The sequence below is a fragment of the Streptomyces humidus genome, from assembly GCF_014649655.1.
GTDB classification, from domain to species: domain Bacteria; phylum Actinomycetota; class Actinomycetes; order Streptomycetales; family Streptomycetaceae; genus Streptomyces; species Streptomyces humidus.
In genome coordinates this window covers 25,537-46,657 of sequence record NZ_BMTL01000030.1, presented here as the reverse complement: position 1 = coordinate 46,657, position 21,121 = coordinate 25,537, and the positions used below count along the sequence as shown (strand labels likewise).

Sequence of the window (21,121 nt, the reverse complement as noted above, 5' to 3'; positions counted from 1 at the left end):
ACCACAGCGAGCCGCAGAACCGCCGAGAACACGGCACCCCAACCGTCCCGTGGCCATTGCACGGGATATCTCTCATCTATCCGGAGGATCCGAGATCGTGACTACCCAACGCACCTCAGGGCGGCGGAAGCAGGCGCTCGCCGCTGCCGTCGCGGTCGCCGCGCTGCTGACCACGGCGGCGTGCGGCGGTGGCGGAGACGACGACAAGGGCTCGAGCTCCGGCGCCGCCGGCTTCGACGCCGCGAACAACAAGGTCGCCCAGGCCTCCGCCGCCAAGAAGGGCGGCACGCTGAAGTTCGGTGCCGCGCAGGACGCCGACTCGTGGGACACCACGCGTGGCTACTACGGCATGATGTGGAACTTCGCGCGCTACTACAGCCGCCAGCTCGTCACCAACAAGGCCGAGCCGGGCGCCGCGGGCGCCGAGATCACTCCGGACCTCGCCACCGCGACCGCGAAGGTCACGGACGACGGCAAGACCTACACGTACACCCTGCGTGACGGCGTCACGTGGGAGGACGGCAAGCCGATCACGTCCAAGGACGTGAAGTACGGCATCGAGCGCGTGTGGGCGCAGGACGTGCTGTCCGGCGGCCCGACGTACCTGAAGGACGTGCTCGACCCCAAGGGCGAGTACAAGGGCCCGTACAAGGACACGTCGGCGGACAAGCTGGGTCTGAAGGCGATCGACACGCCCGACGACAAGACCATCGTCTTCCACCTGCCGCAGGCCAACTCGGACTTCGAGGAGATGCTGGCCCTGGTGTCGGCGTCGCCGGTCCGCCAGGACATGGACACCAAGGCCAAGTACGGCCTGAAGCCGTTCTCCTCGGGCCCGTACAAGTTCGCCTCGTACTCCCCGGGCAAGGACCTCAAGCTGGTCCGCAACACCTCCTGGAAGCAGGCCTCGGACCCGCTCCGCAAGGCCTACCCGGACGAGATCACCATCAAGTTCTTCTCGGACGCCAACCAGCTCGACCAGCGTCTGCTCAACGGTGACCTGGACCTCGACCTGAACCAGACCGGCATGTCGCCGCAGGGCCGCACCACCGCCCTGAAGCAGCACAAGGCCAACCTGGACAACCCGGTCTCCGGCTACGTCCGTTACGCGGTCTTCCCGCAGAGCGTGAAGCCGTTCGACAACGTCGAGTGCCGCAAGGCCGTCATCCTCGGCGCCGACCACGTGTCGCTGCAGACCGCCCGCGGCGGCCCGGTGGCCGGTGGCGACATCGGCACCAACATGCTCCCGCCGTCCGTCCCGGGCGCCGAGGGCCAGAAGTACGACCCGTACAAGCTCGCCGGTGACAACAAGAACGGCAACGTGGCCGATGCCAAGGCGGCCCTGAAGGCCTGCGGTCAGCCGAACGGCTTCAAGACCACCATCGCGGTGCGTAACAACAAGCCGGTCGAGGTGGCCACCGCCCAGTCCCTCCAGGCGTCGCTGAAGAAGATCGGCATCACCGCCGAGATCGACCAGTACGACGGCTCGCAGACCGCCGGCATCATCGGCAGCCCCTCGAACGTGAAGACGAAGGGCTACGGCATCATCATCATGGGCTGGGGTCCGGACTTCCCGTCCGTCCAGGGCTTCGGTCTGCCGCTGTGGAACAGCAAGTACATCGCGCAGAGCGGTAACAACAACTACGCGCTCATCAACGACAAGACGATCGACGGTCTGTTCTCGTCGTACGTCACCACGCTGGACGACGCCGGCAAGACCAAGATCGCCACGGAGATCAACCACAAGGTGATGGAGGGCGCGTACTACCTGCCCTTCGTCTTCGAGCGGTTCATCAACTGGCGCTCGGACAACCTGGCGAACGTCTACACCACCGACGGTTACAGCGGTCAGTACGACTTCGTGAACCTCGGTCTGAAGAACCCGAAGAAGTAGTCCCGGCACACCCGCCGAACGGCACGAAAGGCAGGTGAAGGCCGGCGCGGCGGATCCGCGGGTCACTGGACACAATCCGGTGGCCCGCGGTCCGCGGCGGGCCGAGAGCTGTGCTCGCTTACCTCATCAGGCGGCTGTTCGCCGCCGCAGTGATGCTCGTGGTCATCGTCATGGTGGTCTTCGGCATCTTCTTCCTCATCCCCAAGTGGGCTGGCGTAGACATCGCCTTGAGCTTCGTGGGCAAGCAGGCCGACCCTGCCGCCGTCGAGGGTGTGCGCGAGAAGCTGGGCCTGGGCGACCCGATCTACGCCCAGGTCTGGGAGTTCTTCAAGGGCATCTTCGCCGGTCGCACCTACACGGGCGGTGGCGACTCCATCCACTGCGCCGCTCCGTGCTTCGGCTACTCCTTCCGCAGCGAGCAGGCCGTCTGGCCGACGCTGACGGACCGCTTCCCGGTGACCCTGGCGCTCGCGCTCGGCGCCGCCGTGCTGTGGCTGATCTTCGGTGTCTCGGCGGGCGTGCTCTCCGCGCTCAAGCGGGGCAGCCTGTGGGACCGCGGCGCGATGGTCATCGCGCTCTCGGGTGTCTCCCTGCCCATCTACTTCACCGGCATGCTCGCCCTGTCGGTCTTCGTGTACGGACTCGACCTGTTCGACGGGCAGTTCGTACCCCTGGAGGACAGCTTCAGCGGCTGGTTCGGCGGCATGATCCTGCCCTGGGTCACCCTGGCGTTCCTGTACGCGGCGATGTACGCCCGCATCACCCGGGCCACCATGCTCGAGATCCTCGGTGAGGACTACATCCGCACGGCCCGCGCCAAGGGCCTCAAGGAGCAGACCGTCATCGGCAAGCACGCCATGCGCTCCACGATGACTCCGCTGCTGACCATGCTCGGCATGGACCTGGGCGCCCTCATCGGCGGTGCGATCCTGACCGAGACGGCGTTCAGCCTCCCCGGTCTCGGCCAGGCGGTTCTCAACGCCATCAAGAACCAGGACCTGCCCGTCATCCTGGGCGTCACCCTGATCACTTCCCTCGCGGTGCTCGTCGCCAACCTCGTGGTGGACATCCTGTACGCCGTGATCGACCCCCGAGTGAGGCTCGCATGACCGAACTGAGCAAGAGCGGAGCGGCCGTGGGCGAGCCCACCCCCGCCTCGCCCGCGCCGACCGCCTTCCTCGAGGTGCGCGACCTCAAGGTCCACTTCCCCACCGACGACGGTCTGGTCAAGTCCGTCGACGGGCTCAGCTTCCAGCTGGAGAAGGGCAAGACCCTCGGCATCGTGGGCGAGTCCGGCTCCGGCAAGTCGGTGACCTCGCTGGGCATCATGGGCCTGCACACCGCCGGCCAGTACGGCAAGCGCAAGGCGCAGATCTCCGGCGAGATCTGGCTGGACGGCACCGAGCTGCTGTCCGCCGACCCCGACCACGTGCGCAAGCTGCGCGGTCGCGAGATGGCGATGATCTTCCAGGATCCGCTGTCGGCGCTGCACCCGTACTACACGATCGGCCAGCAGATCGTGGAGGCGTACCGGATCCACCACGACGTCGACAAGAAGACCGCCAAGCGCCGTGCGGTCGAGATGCTCGACCGGGTGGGCATCCCGCAGCCGGACAAGCGGGTGGACAGCTACCCGCACGAGTTCTCCGGCGGTATGCGCCAGCGCGCGATGATCGCGATGTCGCTGGTCAACAACCCCGAGCTGCTGATCGCCGACGAGCCGACGACCGCCCTGGACGTGACCGTCCAGGCGCAGATCCTCGACCTCATCCGCGACCTGCAGAAGGAGTTCGGCTCCGCGGTCATCGTCATCACCCACGACCTGGGCGTCGTCGCGGAACTCGCCGACGACATCCTGGTGATGTACGGCGGCCGCTGCGTCGAGCGGGGCCCGGCCGACAAGGTGTTCTACGAGCCCCGGCACCCCTACACCTGGGGTCTGCTCGGCTCGATGCCGCGTCTGGACCGCGACCAGCAGGAGCGTCTGATCCCGGTCAAGGGCTCGCCTCCCTCGCTGATCAACATCCCGTCCGGCTGCGCGTTCAACCCGCGCTGCCCGTACGCGGACCTCCCGAAGGACAACGTCACCCGCACCGTACGGCCCGAGCTGTCCGAGGTCGGCAGCCGCCACTGGGCCGCCTGCCACCTGGGCGCGGAGCAGCGGGAGCGTATCTGGACCGAAGAGATTGCGCCGAAGCTGTGAGTGACGACGAGAAAGCGGTGAAGATCCCCGCGCAGGCCGACGGGCCGACGGAGCAGGGCGCCACCCTCACCGAGGACGCCGCCCCCGGCGAGGTCCTGCTGAAGGTGACCGGGCTGCAGAAGCACTTCCCCATCAAGAAGGGCCTGCTCCAGCGGCAGGTCGGGGCGGTGCACGCGGTCGACGGCATCGACTTCGAGGTCCGCTCCGGCGAGACGCTCGGCGTGGTGGGCGAGTCCGGCTGTGGCAAGTCCACGATGGGCCGGCTGATCACCCGGCTGCTCGAACCGACCGCGGGCAAGATCGAGTTCCAGGGCAAGGACATCACGCACCTCGGGGTGAGCGGCATGCGTCCGCTGCGCCGCGACGTGCAGATGATCTTCCAGGACCCGTACTCGTCGCTGAACCCGCGCCACACCATCGGCACGATCGTCGGCGCTCCCTTCAAGCTCCAGGGCGTCGAGCCCGAGGGCGGCATCAAGAAGGAAGTGCAGCGGCTGCTGTCGGTCGTGGGGCTCAACCCCGAGCACTACAACCGCTACCCGCACGAGTTCTCCGGCGGTCAGCGCCAGCGCATCGGCATCGCCCGCGCGCTCGCGCTGAACCCGAGGCTGGTCGTGGCCGACGAGCCGGTCTCGGCCCTGGACGTGTCGATCCAGGCCCAGGTCGTCAACCTGCTCGACGACCTCCAGCAGGAGCTCGGCCTCACGTACGTGATCATCGCGCACGACCTCTCGGTCGTCCGGCACGTCTCGGACCGCATCGCGGTGATGTACCTCGGCAAGATCGTGGAGCTGGCCGACCGCGACCTGCTCTACAAGTCGCCGATGCACCCGTACACCAAGGCGCTGATGTCGGCGGTGCCGATCCCGGACCCGCGGCGCAAGAACGCCAAGAGCGAGCGGATCCTGCTCAAGGGCGACGTGCCCTCGCCGATCTCCCCGCCGAGCGGCTGCCGGTTCCACACCCGGTGCTGGAAGGCGACGGAGGTCTGCAAGACCACCGAGCCGCCCCTCATCGAGCTGCGGCCCGGTCAGCAGGTCGCCTGCCACCACCCGGAGAACTTCGCGGACCAGGCTCCGCAGGACACCGTCCTGCTGACCGTCGCGAAGGAGGCGGCGGAGCTGGTGGCCGACGAGGTGCTCGCGGAGTCGGCGGAGACGTCGGCGGCACTGGCGGCGGAGGTGGCGGAGACGGCTTCCGAGCCCACCGCGTCCACCGAGGCCGAGGCCGAAGCCGACGAGGCAGCCGAGTCCGCCGAGGCGGTCGAGCCGGCCGAGCCCGCGAAGGTCGAGGTCGCTGAGCCGGTCGAGCCCGTCACGCCCGCGAAGGCCGAGGCCGCCGAGGCCGCGGTCGCCGAGGCAGCCGAGGCAGCTGGGGCCGCCGAGTCGGCCAAGGCCGCGAAGGGTGAGTCCGCAGAGTCCGCAGAGTCCGCAGCGTCCGCCGAGGCCACCGACGCCGCCGGGTCCGAAGGCCAGGAGTCAAACGGCAAGTAGGGCATGACGAGTTAGTAAAGTCATGCACATGCCTTAACGGGAGAGTGCAGAGTCGTCCGCGTCCGGCACCACGGCACGCGCTCGAAGGGACGACTCATGGCACTCTCCCGTTCGGCACGTTGGGGGGCCCTCGCGACAGCGGCGGCCTCCTTCCTCGTCATATCCGCTTCCTCCGCCCCCACCCCGGGCGCCGACGGAATCGGCGACGTCTACTTCCCGCAGCTCGGCAACGGCGGCTTCGACGCCCGCCACTACGACCTCGCCCTCGCCTACGATCCCGGCACCGACCGCCTCGACGGCCGCACGACGATCACCGCCCGCGCCACCCAGAACCTCTCGTCCTTCGATCTGGACCTGCAGAAACTCGAGGTCTCCCGGGTCGAGGTGGACGGCAGGAAGGCGAAGTTCACCCGCTCCGGCGACGAGATCCGGATCACCCCGCGCGGCGCGGTCCGCAAGGGGCGGACCTTCGAGGTGACCGTCGCCTACGGCGGCGTCCCCGAACCCCTCGGCGGCCCCATCGTCTTCGGGTCCGACTACGGCTGGATGAAGACGGCCGACGGCGTGTTCGTGGCCTGCGAGCCCAACGCGGCCTCCACCTGGTTCCCGTCCAGCGACCATCCCTCCGACAAGGCCGCCTACGACATCCGCATCAAGGCGCCCCGCGGCCTGACCGCGGTGTCCAACGGCCGGCTGGTCTCGACGTACGACAAGGGCGCCTCGACCTACACCCACTGGCGCGAGACGAAGCCGATGGCGACGTACCTCGCGACCGCCACCATCGGGAAGTTCGACGTGCGGACCGGGACGACGCCCGGCGGCACCCCGATCTACGTCGCGATCGACCCGGTGCTCGCGAACGGCAACGACGTGGACGTGTACGGCGTCACCGCCGAGGCCACCGACTACTGGTCGCAGGTCTTCGGCCCGTATCCCTTCGAGGAGACCGGCGCGATCGTCGACGACATGCCCCAGGCCGGCTTCTCCCTGGAGGTGCAGTCCAAGCCGGCCTACTCGGCCGTCCGCAACGAGTCCACGATCGTGCACGAGCTGGCTCACCAGTGGTTCGGCGACTCCGTGTCGGTGGCCCACTGGAAGGACATCTGGCTCAACGAGGGGTTCGCCACCTACGCCCAGTGGCTGTGGGCCGAGCACCGGGGCACGCGCTCGGCGCACGACTCCTTCCTCGCCGGCTACGACTCCCGGCCCGCCGCCAACGCGTTCTGGCAGACGGTCGTCGGCGACCCCCAGCGCGACACCATGTTCGCCTCCGCCGTCTACCAGCGCGGCGCGATGACCCTTCAGGTGCTCCGCGAGCGGATCGGCGACAAGGCCTTCTTCAAGCTGCTCCCCGCCTGGACCGAGCTGCACCGCTACGGCAACGCGGACACCGACGACTTCGTCCGCCTCGCCGAGAGGATCTCCGGGCGGCAGCTCGACGACCTCTTCAGGACCTGGCTCTTCACTCCGGGAAAACCGTCCCTGTGAGGTCGGTCTGCCTTGCAATGTAAGGCGAAGGGTTTGTGCTGGGTGAGAATGTAGGGGTGCTTCAGCAAATCTTCAGCCCCTCCGTCCAGCACACGCTCGACCTGGTCGGCATTTTCGTCTTCGCCATCTCGGGCGCGCTGCTGGCCGTCCGCAAGAACTTCGACGTGTTCGGCATCGCCATGCTCGCCGAGGTCACCGCGCTGGGCGGCGGCGTGTTCCGGGACCTGGTGATCGGGGCGGTGCCCCCGGCCGCCTTCACCGACCTGGGGTACTTCCTCACGCCGCTGCTCGCCGCCCTGCTGGTCGTCTTCCTGCATCCGCAGGTGGAGCGCATCCAGCTGGGCGTCAACGTCTTCGACGCGGCGGGCCTCGGCCTGTTCTGCGTCACGGGGACGACGAAGGCGTACGACTACGGGCTGAACCTGACCGCGTCGGCGGCCCTGGGGATCGCGACCGCCGTCGGCGGCGGCGTCCTGCGCGACGTGCTGGCCAACGAGGTGCCCTCGTTGCTGCGCTGGGACCGCGATCTCTATGCGGTCCCGGCGATGGCCGGCGCCGTCATGGTGGCACTGTGCATCCGCTACGACGTGCTCACCCCACTGGCCAGCGGCGCGGCCGCGGTCACCGCTTTCGTCCTGCGGTTGCTCGCGATGCGCTTCCACTGGCGAGCTCCGCGCGCCTGGAACCGTCGGTCGACGGTGCGTGAGGAGTAGCCCCCTTTCCGTCGACGACCGCTCGCTGGCCCATCTGCGTCGTCAGCCAGCGGAACGCCGGCACCACCTGCGGCCGCCACAGCTCCATGGTGTGCCCGCCCGCGTTGGACGGGATGTACACGACGTGCACGGTCGTCGGCGCCTTCGCCTCCTGCCGCAGGGCCATGGCCGCCTCGTATCCGTCGTGCGGCTGGCCCGAGAGGTACAGCGCCACCGACGGCGGGACGGAGGCCTTGCGCAGCAGCAGGTACGGGTTGTTCGCCCGGCGCAGTGCCGAGTCCTGCGCGGCGAGGGAGTTGTGCTCGATCACCGGGTCGTTGTATCCGGACAGGCTCACCGCCGCCCGGTAGCGGTTGGGGTGGGCCACCGCGAGCTTCGTCGCGCAGTGGCCTCCCGCCGAGTACCCGGCCACCGCCCAACCCTTGGGCGCCGGCAGGGCCCGGAAGTTGTCCATGACCATCTTCGGCACGTCGATGCTGATCCAGCTGTCGGCGTTGACGGTGCCGGCGACGTTGGCGCAGCCGGTGTCCACGCCGGGCAGCAGGGTGGTCCGCGGGGCGACCAGGATGAACGGCGCGACCTTGCCCTCGCGCATCAGCGGGGCGAGCTGCTCGTGCACGCGCAGCGTCCCGTACCAGGACTTCGCGGAGCCCGGGTATCCCGGCAGCAGTTCCATGACGGGGAAGGCGCGGTGCTTGTAGGCCGGCTCGCTGTACTGCGGGGGCAGCCAGACGTAGACCTCGGCGTTCACGCCGGAGACCCGGCCCTGCAGCTGGGTGACGCGCACCCCGCCGGCCGCGTGCATCGCGGGGCCCTGGGCCTGGGTGAACTTCTGTGTGACCTTCGGCAGCCGGTTCAGCGCGATGCCGCCGGTGCCGTCGGGGCCCAGATCGGCGGCCTGCTGCACATGAGTGCCGGTGCCCAGCAGGTCGTCCCAGGTGTCGTACAGGTTGTTGGCGTTGTTGACCAGGACGAACACCAGGCTCACGGCCGTGGTCTGGGCGAACAGCAGCATCATGATCCGGGCCGCGGCGCGCAGGACCCGCGGTCCGCGCAGTCGCGACCACAGCAGCAGCGGCAGCACGATGGCGACTGCGGCCAGCGCGATCAGGGTGTAGAGGAACGGAGTCCCGGTGAGGCTCATGTCTTAGCAGAGGGAAAACGAGGCGTCGAGGTTACGGACGAAGTTCGGACACTTACCAAGAAATTGCAGTCGTGGGCTCGGGGCGGGTCGCCGGACCCCTGAAAAGCTACCGCTTAGTAATCGGGTGTTGTACCGTGCAGCCATGGCAGAAGCAGTTACGGCGACGGCTCGGCAGGCCACCGTCGGGGACAGTGAGTTCGACCGGGACACCGCGCTCACGCGGCGCGCGCCCGGCGTCTACGACATCGACCTGTCGGCCGGGTGGACGATCATCAGCGCGGTCAACGGCGGATACCTGCTCGCGGTCCTCGGGCGTGCGCTCGCGGACGCCCTGCCGCACGGCGACCCGTTCACGATCTCGGCCCACTATCTCACCGCCTCGCAGCCGGGTCCGGCGGTCGTCCGCACGGACGTGGTCCGCACCGGCCGCACCCTGTCCACCGGCCAGGCCTCGCTCCTGCAGTACGACGAGCAGGGCGACGAGGTCGAGCGGATCCGCGTGCTCGCGTCCTACGGCGACCTGGACTCCCTGCCGGACGACGTCCGCACCACCGCGAAGCCGCCCGCGATCCCGCCGATCGACCAGTGCTTCGGCCCCGAGGACGGGCCGGCGCCGGTCGACGGCAGCTCCGCCCTCACCGAGCGCCTGATGCTCAAGCTCGACCCGTCCACCCTCGGCTGGGCGCTCGGACAGCCCTCGGGCAGGGGCGAGATGCGGGCCTGGTTCGGCCTGAAGGACGGCCGCGACCCCGACCCGCTCTCCCTGCTCCTCGCCGTGGACGCGCTGCCGCCCACCGCCTTCGAGATCGGGCTGCGCGGCTGGGTCCCCACCGTCGAGCTGACGGTCCACGTCCGCTGCCGTCCGGCCCCCGGTCCGCTGCGCGTCTCCCTCGTCACCCGCAACCTCGCCGGCGGCTTCCTCGAGGAGGACGCCGAGGTCTGGGACAGTGCGGACCGGCTGGTCGCCCAGTCGCGGCAGCTGGCCCGGGTCAGGCTCGGCTGAGCGGTTCCCGGCCGAGCGCCGGCCGTACCCGCCCGCCGACCGGGCTCCAGCGGCGGACTCCCGGCTTCGGCGAGGCGGCTCGGGGCGGGCTCTGCCCCAGTGCCCGGCAGGGCTGACCAGCGGTCTCCTGCCCGGGCAGCGCGTCGGGAAGCGCTGGGAGGCACCGGGAGGCGCCGGGAGCGGGCGCGCCGGTCCGTGCGGCCGGGGAGGGCGCGGGAGAGGGAAAGCGCCCTGCTGCCGTGCGGCTCCCGGTCCGGTGGGCGGTCTCAGTCCAGCCAGTGCCGGCGGCCGATGCTGATGAGCCGCATCTGGCGGGTCGCGAGCAGGCCGACCCGCTCCCGGTCCTCCGGCGAGGCCTCCAGCGCCTCCAGGAACAGCGAGGCCGTGATGAGCATCTGGTCGACGTAGAGGTGCGAGAGCATCAGCAGGTCGTCGTCGCTCCAGCCCTCGGCCTCGGCGTCCTCGGCCAGTTCCGCCTTCACCTCGTCGGCGAACCGGCCGAGTTGGTCCCGGATCGCCTCCCGCACGGGCTGGACCCCGCCATGTCGTTCCCGGGCGATGAAACGGACGTGCGCGGGGTACGCGTTCACGTGACCGGCTATCAAATCGACAGCGCGCTCGATGCGTTCACCGCTGGAGTCGGCGGACGTCACCGTGGCCCGGATCATCGGGTGCAGGCTGCCCAGCGCCTCCTCGACCAGGGCCACGCCGAGGTCCGCGGTGGAGCGGAAGTGGCGGTAGAAGGCGGTCGGGGCGACCCCGACGGCGCGGGTGACCTCGCGCAGGCCCAGGCTGCTCAGGCTCTGCTCCTCGAGCAGCGCCAACGCCGCGTCCATGAGTGCCTGCCGGGTCTTCTGCTTCTGGGCCTGCCGAACGCCGAGGATGTGACTCATGTCATCCAGTTAACAACTGTTCTCCGGAATTGGAAAGCCGGGGGACGCGCTAGACTCAAAATTCAGTGAACAACTGTAACCACAGTTGTTCACCCAAACTTCACGGAGGGGGATCCGATCCCATGCTGTTCCTCGTCGCCGCACTGCTGCTGCTGGGCGTCGTCATGGGCACCGTCGCCCATGCGCCGTTCGCCTTCACCGTCGCCGCCGCCGCCGTGATCGCCGCCTGGCTCGGCGTCTTCGCGCTCCGCGAGCGCCACGGCCGCCGGCACACCTCGGCCCGCTGACCGCCCCGTCCACCGACAGGAGTCGACCGACCATGCAGCTCACCGCACCGGCCACCCGCCGCACCGGCGTACGCGACGCAGACGGCATGGCCGTCGCGTCCTTCATCCTGGGCCTCCTGGGCCTGCTCGTCCTCAACGTCTTCCTCGGCCCGATCGCCATCGTCCTGGCGGCGGCGGCCCTCTGGCGCGGCACGGCCCGCCGCGGCCGCGCCTGCCTCGGCCTCGCGCTGGGCGTCGCCGACCTGCTGGTCCTGGCGGCGTTCATGCAGGCGGACTCGACGATCTCCTGGAGCTTCTGACCGCCGCGGCCACCTGGCATCGAGGCGCGCCGCCGGGCCCCCGTAGAATCGGGGCACCATGGCATACCTCGACCACGCCGCGACCACGCCGATGCTCCCCGAGGCGGTCGAGGCACTCACCGCGCACCTGGGCGTCACCGGCAACGCCTCCTCCCTGCACGCGGCCGGCCGACGGGCCCGCCGTACCGTCGAGGAAGCCCGTGAGACGCTCGCCGAAGCGCTCGGCGCCCGCCCCAGCGAGGTCGTCCTCACCTCCGGCGGCACCGAGGCCGACAACCTCGCGGTCAAGGGCCTGTACTGGTCCCGGCGCGACGCGGACCCGGCCCGCACCCGCGTCCTGGCCAGCCCCGTCGAGCACCACGCGGTCCTCGACGCCGTGCACTGGCTCGGCGAACACGAGGGCGCCACGGTCGAGTACCTGCCGGTCGACTCCTACGGGCGGGTCCACCCCGAGGCCCTGCGCGAGGCCGTCGCCCGCAACCCCCACGACGTGGCCCTGGCCACCGTGATGTGGGCGAACAACGAGATCGGCACGATCCTGCCGGTCCGTGAACTGGCCGACGTGGCCGCCGAGTTCGGCATCCCCCTGCATGCCGACGCCGTCCAGGCCTTCGGCCAGGTCCCCGTCGACTTCGCCGCCTCCGGCCTCGCCGCGATGACGGTCTCCGGTCACAAGATCGGCGGCCCCTACGGCATCGGCGCCCTCCTCCTCGGCCGTGAGCACACCCCCGTTCCCGTCCTGCACGGCGGCGGCCAGGAACGCCATGTCCGCTCCGGCACCCTCGACGTCCCCGCGACCGTCGCCTTCGCCGTCGCCGGCCGCCACGCCGCCGAGCGGCGCGAGTGGTTCGCCCGCGAGATCGGCGCCCTGCGGGACGGCCTGATCGACGCGATCCGTACGGCCGTCCCGGACGCGATCCTCGGCGGGGACCCCGTCGACCGGCTGCCGGCCAACGCCCACTTCACCTTCCCGGGCTGCGAGGGCGACTCCCTGCTGCTGCTGCTCGACGCCCAGGGCATCGAGTGCTCCACCGGCTCGGCCTGCACCGCGGGCGTCGCCCAGCCCAGCCACGTCCTGCTCGCCACCGGCGTCGACCCGGACCTGGCCCGCGGCACCCTCCGCTTCTCGCTCGGCCACACCTCCACCGAGGCCGACGTCGAGGCGGTCGCCAAGGCCATCGGCCCGGCGGTGGAGCGGGCCCGGGCGGCCGGACTCACCTGACGGGCGCCCGCCGCCGAGGCCCCGGCGCGCTGCCGGGCTTTCACCGGTGCTCGTACGACCTCGCAGGTCGGCGAGGCTGCCGACGACCAGGCCGCGCCGACTGCGCAGGCGGCCCCTGGGCCGTCGGTGAGGTGTGCGGAGCCTCAGGAGGCGGCGGTCGCGGCGTGCGCCTGTGCGACGAGCCGCAGATACCGGTCCCAGTCCCAGTGCTCGCCGGGATCGGTGTGATCCGTGCCCGGCACCTCCACGTGGCCGATGATGTGCTCGCGGTCCACGGGTATGCCGTACCGCCGGCAGACCGCGGCGGCCAGCCGGGCCGACGCCGCGTACATCGCGTCGGTGAAGTCCTTCGGCCGGTCCACGAAGCCCTCGTGCTCGATGCCGACGCTGCGCTCGTTGTAGGAGCGGTTGCCCGCGTGGTACGCGACGTCCAGCTCACGGACCATCTGCGTGACGCGCCCGTCCTTGCCGACGATGTAGTGCGCGGCCGCCTTGTGCCCCGGGTCCTCGAACGCCTTCACCGCACTGCCGAGGTCGCCCTGCGTGACATGGACGACGACCATGTCCACGCCGTAGTCGTCCGGCCGGTCCGCCCAGCGGAAGTTCGCCTCCGACGCCGCCACCCACCGCGCGCCCCGGAAGTCCACCGCGCCCTCCACACGCGCCCTGCGCACGCCGGGGAGCCGCCAGTACAGCCGCGCCAGCTCGTCACGCGCCAGCAGACCTGTGCCCACCGCGGCCGCCGCCCCGCCGATCAGCAGGGCGCGCCGCCCGATGCGCCGGTCGGAGTCGCTCTTCTTCTCCCCCATGTCCGTGCCCTTCCTCGCCCCTCGAGATCGTCAACGGATACTCGCGGGCTGCGGTTCCCGTCGACCCGTACCCTGGAAGGGTTATGACTGAGACCTCGCCGCGCCCCCGCCCCCTTCGTGTACTCGCCGCCATGTCCGGCGGCGTGGACTCCGCCGTCGCCGCCGCCCGCGCCGCCGAAGCCGGCCACGACGTGACCGGCGTCCACCTCGCGCTCTCCGCGAACCCGCAGTCGTTCCGCACGGGCGCCCGGGGCTGCTGCACCATCGAGGACTCCCGCGACGCCCGCCGCGCCGCCGACGTCATCGGCATCCCGTTCTACGTCTGGGACCTCGCCGACCGTTTTCGCGAGGACGTCGTCGAGGACTTCGTCGCCGAGTACGAGGCCGGCCGCACGCCCAACCCCTGCCTGCGCTGCAACGAGAAGATCAAGTTCGCCGCGCTGCTCGACAAGGCGCTCGCCCTGGGCTTCGACGCGGTGTGCACCGGCCACTACGCGAAGGTCGTCGAGGGTGAGGACGGCGTGCGCGAACTGCACCGCGCCTCCGACATGGCCAAGGACCAGAGTTATGTCCTCGGCGTCCTGGACGACCGCCAGCTCGCCCACGCCCTCTTCCCGCTCGGCGACACGGTGACGACGAAGGACGAGATCCGCGCGGAGGCCGAGCGCCGCGGACTGGCGGTGGCCAAGAAGCCCGACAGCCACGACATCTGCTTCATCGCCGACGGCGACACCCAGGGCTTCCTCGCCCAGCGGCTCGGCAAGGCCGAGGGCGACATCGTCGACGAGTCCGGCACGAAGATCGGCTCCCACGAGGGCGCGTACGGCTTCACCATCGGCCAGCGCAAGGGCCTGCGCATCGGCACCCCGGCCGCCGACGGCAAGCCGCGCTACGTCCTGGACATCTCCCCGGTGGACAACACGGTGACGGTGGGCCCGGCCGCCGCCCTGGACGTGACCGCGCTGACGGCGATCAAACCCCGCTGGTGCGGAGCCGCCCCGGCCGGCCCCGGCGTCTACACGGCCCAGCTGCGCGCCCACGGCGGCGAGACGGAGGTGACCGCCGAACTCGTCGACGGCCGCCTGGAGGTCGCCTTCACCGAGCCGGTCCGGGGCGTGGCCCCCGGCCAGGCGATCGTGCTGTACGACGGCACGCGCGTGGTGGGCTCGGCGACGATCGCGACCACGGTCCGGGCGACGGCCGGGGCGGCCTAGAAAACGGCCTCGCCGAACTCGTCGACCGGGCTGAACTCCTGACGTCCGAACTCGCGACGAACTCCGTGCGGCACACCAAGGGGCCCGCGTTCGTCCGCCTGCACTGGCTGGATCCCGTGCTCCGGGTTAGCGTCTGGGACATGAGCCCCGATCTGCCGGCACCCCCGCCGTCGCCCCGGCCCGTAGCCGATACGTGCGCGGTCGGAGGGCGGGGTCTGCTGATCCTCGACCTGCTCGCCGACCGCTGGGGCGGCTGCGGGACCGGCGAGGGGCCTTACGGACCCGCCGGAAAGACGATCTGGTTCGAGCTGGCCCTTCCGCCGGGCCCGCCGCCCGCCCTCGCGGCCTGACCCGGAGCGCCGCCGAAACCGCCCCCGAGTCGCCCCCCGAGACGTCGTCGTGCGCGATCTCAAGGAGCGGGCGGCGTTCGAGGGCGGGGCCGGCGCCCACGCGCGGGAGGCTATGCCGTGAAGAACTCCGCCAGCACCGGCGCCAGGACGGCCGGGTCGACCATGTGGGTCTGGCCCTCCAGCGTGCGGTACGTGCCGTCCGGGACGGCGTCGGCGACGGCACGCGTGGCCTCGCGCAGCCAGGACGGACTGGCCTCGCCCGCGACGGCCAGCACCGGCACGCCGACCGACGCCAGCCGCTCCCTCGGCGGCCGCCCGTCGCCCATGACCGCGTCGTCGTGGGCGAGGGTCGGCGCGACGGCCTCCATGGCCGCCCACATGGGTGACCGGCGAGCCCCCTGGATCATCTCCTCGGCCAGCCCGGTCAGGCGCAGGAACAGCTCGACGGCGTCCCCGCGCCGGTCCTGCGCGAGCGCCTCGGTGAGGTTCGCGGTGTACTCGGCGCGCCCCCGCGCGGCCTCCTCGTCGAGGGCGAACGGCGTCTCGTACACCGCGGCCCGGCTCACCGGCAGCCCGGCGGCCGCCGCCGCCAGCACCAGCGCGCCGCCCGACGAGATGCCGTACAGCGCGGCCTCGCCGCCCACCGCGTCGACGAGCGCCGCCAGGTCCTCGACCTCGCGTTCCACCGCGTACGGCGTCGTGTCCCCACTCTCGCCGCGGCCCCGGCGGTCGTACCGGACGGCGGTGAAGCGGTCCGCGAGCAGGCCCGCCAGGGGCGCCATGGTGCCGCCCGTGGACATCGCGCCGCTCACCAGGATGACCGCGGGGCCCCGGCCGGTGCTCTCGTACGCGAGCTCGGTGCCGTCACGGGAAACAGTCTTCTTGTCCATGCTCATGCAGACTGCCGCACGGCACCGCACTCATCGGCCTACGACACCTCCGCCGGCGAGACTTCCACTTCGTAGAAGCAGAGATGGTCCTTGATCTCGGCGACGTCCGGCTTCGGGTCGGGGTAGCCCCAGACGAGGTCCGGCGCGTCCGGCAGCGACCAGTAGGACGCCGTGCCCTTGAACGGGCAGTACGTATGGGTGTCGGAGGGGGTCAGGAGGTCGAGGCGTACGTCCTCGGCGGGAATGTAGTACCGCACGGGACAGCCGGTCTCGCGCAGTGCGAGCGCCCGGCCGGTCTCGGCGAGCACTCGGTCCCCGTGGACGACCCTGATGCGCCGGTCGTCCCGCTCGATCGTGATCGTGTGTCCGTTGGCCATACCGGAACAGCACGCGCGGGCCCCCGGTTCTTCCCGCGTACCGTGACCGCATGCGAATCTGCGTCTTCCTCTCCGCGGCCGACCTCGACGACCGATACACCGGCCCCGCGCGCGAGTTCGCCGAACTGCTCGGCAAAGGCGGCCACACCCTGGTGTGGGGCGGCTCCGACGTCGGTCTGATGAAGGTCGTCGCCGACGGCGTTCAGGAGGCGGGCGGGCGGCTGTGCGGGGTGTCGGTGGGCTTCCTCGCGGCCACCGCGCGGGCGGGGGCCGACGAGATGGTGATCGCGGCCGACCTCGCCGAGCGGAAACGGCTGCTGGTGGAGAAGTCCGACGCCGTGGTGATCATGGTGGGCGGCACCGGGACCCTCGACGAGGCGACCGAGATCCTGGAGCTGAAGAAGCACGGGCACACCGACAAGCCGGTCGTCCTGCTGAACACCGCCGGCTTCTACGACGGGCTCAAGACGCAGTTCCGGCGCATGGAGGACGAGGGCTTCCTGCCCCTTCCCCTCACCGACCTGGTGTTCTTCGCGGAGGAGCCCGTCGGCGCGGTGGCCTACCTGGAGGAGAGCCGGGGCATCGCGTGACCCGGCGGTGATGCGAGCATGGCGGGCATGGCTACTCATGTGATCACCGGAGCGGGTTCCGGCATCGGCGCTGCGGTCGCCCGCCGTCTGCACGCGCGCGGGGACGAACTCGTGCTGCACGCGCGCGACGCGGGCCGTGCGAAGGAACTGGCGGCGCTGTTCCCCGGTGCGCGGACCCTCGTCGGCGACCTGGCCGACCCCGACAAGCTGAGCTGGGCCTTCTCCCACCAGTCGCTGCCCGGCCGGGTGGACTCTCTGCTCCACGTCGCCGGAGTGGTGGACCTCGGTCCGGTGGGCGACCTGACCCCGAAGTCCTGGCGCCACCAGCTCAACGTCAACCTGATCGCCCCCGCCGAGCTGACCCGGCACTTCCTGCCCCAACTGCGCGCCGCTCGCGGCCACGTGCTCTTCGTGAACTCCGGGGCGGGCCTGCGGGCGAGCGCCGACTGGTCGGCCTACGCCGCCTCCAAGCACGGCCTGAAGGCGCTCGCGGACTCGCTGCGCCAGGAGGAGCACGGCAACGGAGTCCGCGTCACCTCCGTCTACCCCGGCCGCACCGCGAGCCCCATGCAGGCCAAGGTCCACCGGCAGGAGGGCAAGGAGTACGACCCCAGGGAGTGGATCGACCCCGAGTCGGTCGCGACGACGATCCTGATGGCGCTCGACCTGCCGAGGGACGCCGAGGTCAACGACCTGACGGTGCGCCCGGGCAGCTGAGGAAGGCCGCGCGGGCGAAGGACGGCTCCGCGGGACGGACGGGCCCTCGCGGCTACGTAGGCTTCACCTGTGAACGCACACTTCAGTTTCGGCCCCGCCACCGGCGTCGGCTCCCTGCCGGGCGGTGACGCCCGCGAGGCCGCCAAGGCCGCCACCGGGTCCTTCGAGGACTTCCCGTTCCTCGCCGAGCTGCCGGCCCGCGGCCCCGGCGCGGACATGATCGGCCGTACCGCGGGGATGCTCGTCGAGCTGTACGCGCGCGTGGAGCCCAGCGGCTGGCGGATCGGCGACCGGCCGGGCCGGGACACCAAGCGGGCCCGGTCCTGGCTGGGCGAGGACCTGGACGCGCTGGAGGAGTTCACCCAGGGCTACGAGGGCCAGGTGAAGGTGCAGGCCGTCGGGCCGTGGACCCTCGCCGCCGCGCTGGAGCTGAAGAACGGCCAGTCGGTGCTCTCCGACCACGGAGCCCGCCGCGACCTCGCCGGTTCCCTCGGCGAGGGCCTGCGCCTGCACCTCGAGGAGGTGCGGCGGCGTCTGCCGGGCGCTCAGGTCGTGCTCCAGCTCGACGAACCGTCCCTCACCGCCGTCCTGCGCGGTGAGGTGCGCACCGCCAGCGGCTACCACACCCACCGCGCCGTCGACCGGCAGCTCGTGGAGTCCGCCCTCCGGGACGTCATGGGGGCGCACGGCGACGGTCCCGTCGTCGTCCACTCGTGCGCCCCGGACGTCCCGTTCGCCCTGTTGCGCCGGGCCGGGGCGGCGGCGGTCTCCTTCGACTTCTCGCTCCTCACCGAACGTGACGACGACGTGATCGGCGAGGCGGTCGAGGCGGGCACCCGGCTCTTCGCCGGTGTCGTGCCCGGCGCGGACGCCCCGTTGTCAGACCCTGCCGGTAGCGTCAGGGGTGTCAGGACGCTGTGGCGCAGGCTGGGACTGCGACCGGGGCTGCTCGCGGAGGCGGTCACGCTCACGCCGTCGTGCGGACTCGCGGGGGCCTCTCCCGCGTACGCCCGCCAGGCCCTCGCCCACTGCGTCCGGGCGGCGAGATCCCTCGCGGACAACCCAGAGTAACGGGAGGACGACACGGTGGCCGGCGACAGGCAAGCGGAGACGACGGTGCCCTCGGAGGCACGGGAGCAGCACGCGCAGCTCGCTGAGCAGATCGAGGAGCACCGCTTCCGGTACTACGTGAAGGACGCTCCCGTCGTCAGCGACGCGGAGTTCGACCGGCTCCTGCGCGCCCTGGAGGCACTGGAGGAGCGGTACGCCGAGCTGCGCACGCCCGACTCGCCGACCCAGAAGGTCGCGGGCGCGTACGAGACGGAGTTCACGGCCGTCCAGCACCGCGAGCGGATGCTCTCGCTGGACAACGCCTTCGACGACCTGGAGCTCGCCGCCTGGGCCGAGCGCGTCCACAAGGACGTCGGCTCGCTGACCCACCACTTCCTGTGCGAGCTCAAGGTCGACGGCCTCGCCGTCAACCTCACGTACGAGAACGGCCGGCTCACGCGCGCGGCGACCCGCGGCGACGGCCGCACCGGCGAGGACATCACGCCCAACGTGCGCACCATCGCGGACATCCCCGACCGCCTCACGGGCGACGGGGTCCCGTCGCTGGTGGAGATCCGCGGCGAGGTCTACTTCCCGATGGAGAAGTTCGAGGAGCTCAACGCCCGCCTGGTCGAGGCGGGCGACAAGCCCTTCGCCAACCCGCGCAACGCGGCGGCCGGTTCCCTGCGCCAGAAGGACCCGCGGGTCACCGCGTCCCGTCCGCTGCACATGGTCGTGCACGGCATCGGCGCCCTGGAGGGCTACGAGGGCCTCGACCGCCTCTCCGAGGCCTACGACCTGCTCAAGACGTGGGGCCTGCCCACCTCCCGGCACAACAAGGTGGTCGACGGCCTCGACGGCGTACGGGAGTTCATCGCCTACTTCGGGGAGAACCGGCACTCGGTCGAGCACGAGATCGACGGCGTGGTCGTCAAGCTCGACGAGATCCGGCTCCAGGGCCGGCTCGGCTCCACGGCCCGCGCGCCCCGGTGGGCGATCGCCTACAAGTACGCGCCGGAGGAGGTCAACACCAAGCTCGTCAACATCCGCGTGGGGGTCGGCCGGACCGGCCGTGTCACGCCCTACGCCCAGGTCGAGCCGGTGACGGTGGCCGGATCCGAGGTCGAGTTCGCCACCCTGCACAACCAGGACGTCGTCAAGGCCAAGGGCGTCCTGATCGGCGACACCGTGGTGCTGCGCAAGGCCGGTGACGTGATCCCGGAGATCCTCGGCCCGGTCGCGGACCTGCGCGACGGCACCGAGCGCGCGTTCGTGATGCCGTCCGATTGCCCCGAGTGCGGGACGCCCCTGCGGCCGATGAAGGAGGGCGACGTCGATCTGCGCTGCCCCAACGCCCGCACCTGCCCCGCCCAGTTGCGCGAACGCCTCTTCTACCTGGCCGGCCGCCGGGCCCTGGACATCGAGCACTTCGGGTACGTGGCCGCGGCCGCCCTCACCAAGCCCCTGGAGCCGCAGGACCCCCCGCTGGCCGACGAGGGCGACCTGTTCGACCTCACCATCGACCGGCTGCTGCCCATCAAGGCCTACGTCCTCGACCAGGACAGCGGACTTCCCAAGCGGGATCCGAAGACCGGCGAGGAGAAGATCGCCACGGTCTTCGCCAACCAGCTGGGCGAGCCGAAGAAGAACGCGCTCGCCATGCTCGACAACATCGCCGCCGCCAAGGAGCGCCCGCTGGCGCGCGTCCTCACCGGCCTGTCGATCCGCCATGTCGGACCGGTCGCGGCGGAGGCGCTGGCCCGCGAGTTCCGCTCGATCGAGCGCATCGAGCGGGCCACCGAGGAGGAGCTGGCGGCCACCGAAGGGGTCGGCGCCATCATCGCCGCCTCCCTGAAGGAGTGGTTCGCCGAGGAATGGCACCAGGAGATCCTGCGCAAGTGGAAGGCGGCCGGCGTCCGCATGGAGGAGGAGGGCTCCGCCGAGGACGAAGGGCCGCGCCCCCTCGAAGGGCTGACCGTCGTCGTCACCGGCACCCTCGAGCACTTCACCCGGGACGGCGCCAAGGACGCCCTGCAGAGCCGGGGAGCGAAGGTCACCGGTTCGGTCTCCAAGAAGACGTCGTTCGTCGTCGTGGGTGACAGCCCCGGAACGAAGTACGACAAGGCGATGCAGCTCAAGGTTCCGGTCCTGGACGAGGACGGCTTCACCGTCCTGCTGGAACAAGGCCCCGAGGCGGCTTCCGCGGCGGCCCTGCCCACCGAGGAGCAGACCGGAGCGTAGGCCGAAGGTCACCCGATCGGCGCATACCAGATGCATCCGGGTGGCCGGGACGCATTCGGGCAACCGTCGACGACCGCTGCCCGTGGAAGCCTTCCGCGGCCTACTGTTGAGACGTGCGCCTGCCGTGCCCAGCCGCGGCCGGTGCACGCCTCTGCTCCTGGCGGGCAGAAGGAAGGGTTTTCCCACGCGGCACCGTCCGGGATCGTCGGGAAACGGGCCGCGTGGCGTGGGCACCGCCGGCTGT

General features: G+C 71.0%; 21 protein-coding genes. 16 read left to right on the top strand and 5 right to left on the bottom strand.

Annotated elements, in window-relative coordinates; genetic code table 11:
• Positions 1 to 97 precede the first annotated feature (97 nt).
• The 6 genes from IE239_RS30245 to IE239_RS30220 all read left to right on the top strand — a co-directional run bounded on the left by IE239_RS30245 (position 98) and on the right by IE239_RS30220 (position 7,791).
• Complete coding sequence (locus tag IE239_RS30245; protein WP_190152614.1) at positions 98 to 1,894, top strand: ABC transporter substrate-binding protein; 1,797 nt, start codon at positions 98 to 100, stop codon at positions 1,892 to 1,894.
• Positions 1,895 to 2,004: 110 nt separating this feature from the next.
• Entirely contained in the window at positions 2,005 to 3,003 is a 999-nt protein-coding gene (locus IE239_RS30240) for an ABC transporter permease (protein ID WP_190152613.1), read from the top strand.
• The gene (locus IE239_RS30235; protein ID WP_190152612.1) at positions 3,000 to 4,097 is read left to right on the top strand and encodes an ABC transporter ATP-binding protein; all 1,098 of its coding nucleotides are present in this window, start codon (positions 3,000 to 3,002) and stop codon (positions 4,095 to 4,097) included. The genes IE239_RS30240 and IE239_RS30235 overlap by 4 nt, the downstream gene beginning before the upstream one ends.
• On the top strand, positions 4,094 to 5,590 hold the full coding sequence (locus tag IE239_RS30230) for an ABC transporter ATP-binding protein (RefSeq protein WP_229878396.1): 1,497 nt from the start codon (positions 4,094 to 4,096) through the stop codon (positions 5,588 to 5,590). Before IE239_RS30235 ends, IE239_RS30230 begins: the two co-directional genes overlap by 4 nt.
• Positions 5,591 to 5,686: 96 nt before the next feature.
• Positions 5,687 to 7,078, top strand: coding sequence for a M1 family metallopeptidase (locus IE239_RS30225; RefSeq protein ID WP_190152611.1), 1,392 nt, complete (start codon positions 5,687 to 5,689; stop codon positions 7,076 to 7,078).
• 56 nt (positions 7,079 to 7,134) lie between these two features.
• Positions 7,135 to 7,791, top strand: a complete 657-nt coding sequence (locus IE239_RS30220; RefSeq protein ID WP_190152610.1) for a trimeric intracellular cation channel family protein — start codon at positions 7,135 to 7,137, stop codon at positions 7,789 to 7,791.
• Here IE239_RS30220 and IE239_RS30215 read toward each other — a convergent pair.
• Complete coding sequence (locus IE239_RS30215) at positions 7,700 to 8,935, bottom strand: alpha/beta hydrolase (protein WP_190152609.1); 1,236 nt, start codon at positions 8,933 to 8,935, stop codon at positions 7,700 to 7,702. The genes IE239_RS30220 and IE239_RS30215 overlap by 92 nt on opposite strands.
• A gap of 142 nt (positions 8,936 to 9,077) precedes the next feature.
• Between IE239_RS30215 and IE239_RS30210 the strand changes: the two genes are divergently transcribed.
• Positions 9,078 to 9,938 carry a thioesterase family protein gene (locus IE239_RS30210; RefSeq protein WP_190152608.1) on the top strand — a complete coding sequence of 287 codons (861 nt, stop codon included), beginning with the start codon at positions 9,078 to 9,080 and terminating at the stop codon, positions 9,936 to 9,938.
• Between the two features lie 266 nt (positions 9,939 to 10,204).
• Here IE239_RS30210 and IE239_RS30205 read toward each other — a convergent pair whose 3' ends face one another.
• Positions 10,205 to 10,831 carry a TetR family transcriptional regulator gene (locus IE239_RS30205; RefSeq protein WP_190152607.1) on the bottom strand — a complete coding sequence of 209 codons (627 nt, stop codon included), beginning with the start codon at positions 10,829 to 10,831 and terminating at the stop codon, positions 10,205 to 10,207.
• A 122-nt stretch (positions 10,832 to 10,953) separates the two neighbouring features.
• On the opposite strand from IE239_RS30205, the gene IE239_RS30200 reads away from it, so the two are divergent.
• From IE239_RS30200 to IE239_RS30190, 3 genes are read left to right on the top strand one after another with little or no spacing between them, the layout of a single operon-like run.
• Positions 10,954 to 11,118 (top strand): hypothetical protein, encoded by a 165-nt coding sequence (locus tag IE239_RS30200; RefSeq protein WP_190152606.1) that lies wholly within the window; start codon positions 10,954 to 10,956, stop codon positions 11,116 to 11,118.
• Between the two features lie 32 nt (positions 11,119 to 11,150).
• Complete coding sequence (locus IE239_RS30195; RefSeq protein ID WP_190152605.1) at positions 11,151 to 11,417, top strand: DUF4190 domain-containing protein; 267 nt, start codon at positions 11,151 to 11,153, stop codon at positions 11,415 to 11,417.
• Positions 11,418 to 11,475: 58 nt separating this feature from the next.
• Complete coding sequence (locus IE239_RS30190) at positions 11,476 to 12,639, top strand: cysteine desulfurase family protein (RefSeq protein ID WP_190152604.1); 1,164 nt, start codon at positions 11,476 to 11,478, stop codon at positions 12,637 to 12,639.
• 143 nt (positions 12,640 to 12,782) lie between these two features.
• Here the strand turns inward: IE239_RS30190 and IE239_RS30185 are convergent, their stop codons facing one another.
• A complete protein-coding gene (locus tag IE239_RS30185) occupies positions 12,783 to 13,448 on the bottom strand; it encodes an N-acetylmuramoyl-L-alanine amidase (RefSeq protein ID WP_190152603.1) in 666 nt (221 codons plus the stop codon).
• An 83-nt stretch (positions 13,449 to 13,531) separates the two neighbouring features.
• On the opposite strand from IE239_RS30185, the gene mnmA reads away from it, so the two are divergent.
• Both mnmA and IE239_RS30175 read left to right on the top strand, forming a co-directional pair.
• Entirely contained in the window at positions 13,532 to 14,662 is a 1,131-nt protein-coding gene (gene mnmA, locus IE239_RS30180; protein ID WP_190152602.1) for a tRNA 2-thiouridine(34) synthase MnmA, read from the top strand.
• 140 nt (positions 14,663 to 14,802) lie between these two features.
• Positions 14,803 to 15,012, top strand: coding sequence for an ATP-binding protein (locus IE239_RS30175; protein ID WP_190152601.1), 210 nt, complete (start codon positions 14,803 to 14,805; stop codon positions 15,010 to 15,012).
• A gap of 110 nt (positions 15,013 to 15,122) precedes the next feature.
• Here the strand turns inward: IE239_RS30175 and IE239_RS30170 are convergent, their stop codons facing one another.
• Together IE239_RS30170 and IE239_RS30165 are read right to left on the bottom strand one after the other, a co-directional pair.
• A complete protein-coding gene (locus IE239_RS30170) occupies positions 15,123 to 15,902 on the bottom strand; it encodes an alpha/beta fold hydrolase (protein WP_190152600.1) in 780 nt (259 codons plus the stop codon).
• A 38-nt stretch (positions 15,903 to 15,940) separates the two neighbouring features.
• Complete coding sequence (locus IE239_RS30165) at positions 15,941 to 16,279, bottom strand: DUF427 domain-containing protein (protein WP_190152599.1); 339 nt, start codon at positions 16,277 to 16,279, stop codon at positions 15,941 to 15,943.
• Between the two features lie 50 nt (positions 16,280 to 16,329).
• On the opposite strand from IE239_RS30165, the gene IE239_RS30160 reads away from it, so the two are divergent.
• The 4 genes from IE239_RS30160 (at position 16,330) to ligA (ending at position 20,877) form a co-directional block, all read left to right on the top strand.
• Complete coding sequence (locus IE239_RS30160) at positions 16,330 to 16,869, top strand: LOG family protein (protein WP_190152598.1); 540 nt, start codon at positions 16,330 to 16,332, stop codon at positions 16,867 to 16,869.
• An 18-nt stretch (positions 16,870 to 16,887) separates the two neighbouring features.
• Positions 16,888 to 17,586: an SDR family oxidoreductase gene (locus IE239_RS30155; protein WP_190152597.1), complete on the top strand. Its 699-nt coding sequence runs from the start codon at positions 16,888 to 16,890 to the stop codon at positions 17,584 to 17,586.
• Positions 17,587 to 17,655: 69 nt separating this feature from the next.
• Positions 17,656 to 18,657: a methionine synthase gene (locus IE239_RS30150; RefSeq protein ID WP_190152596.1), complete on the top strand. Its 1,002-nt coding sequence runs from the start codon at positions 17,656 to 17,658 to the stop codon at positions 18,655 to 18,657.
• A 15-nt stretch (positions 18,658 to 18,672) separates the two neighbouring features.
• Entirely contained in the window at positions 18,673 to 20,877 is a 2,205-nt protein-coding gene (gene ligA, locus IE239_RS30145) for an NAD-dependent DNA ligase LigA (protein ID WP_190152595.1), read from the top strand.
• The last annotated feature ends 244 nt before the right edge of the window (positions 20,878 to 21,121 follow it).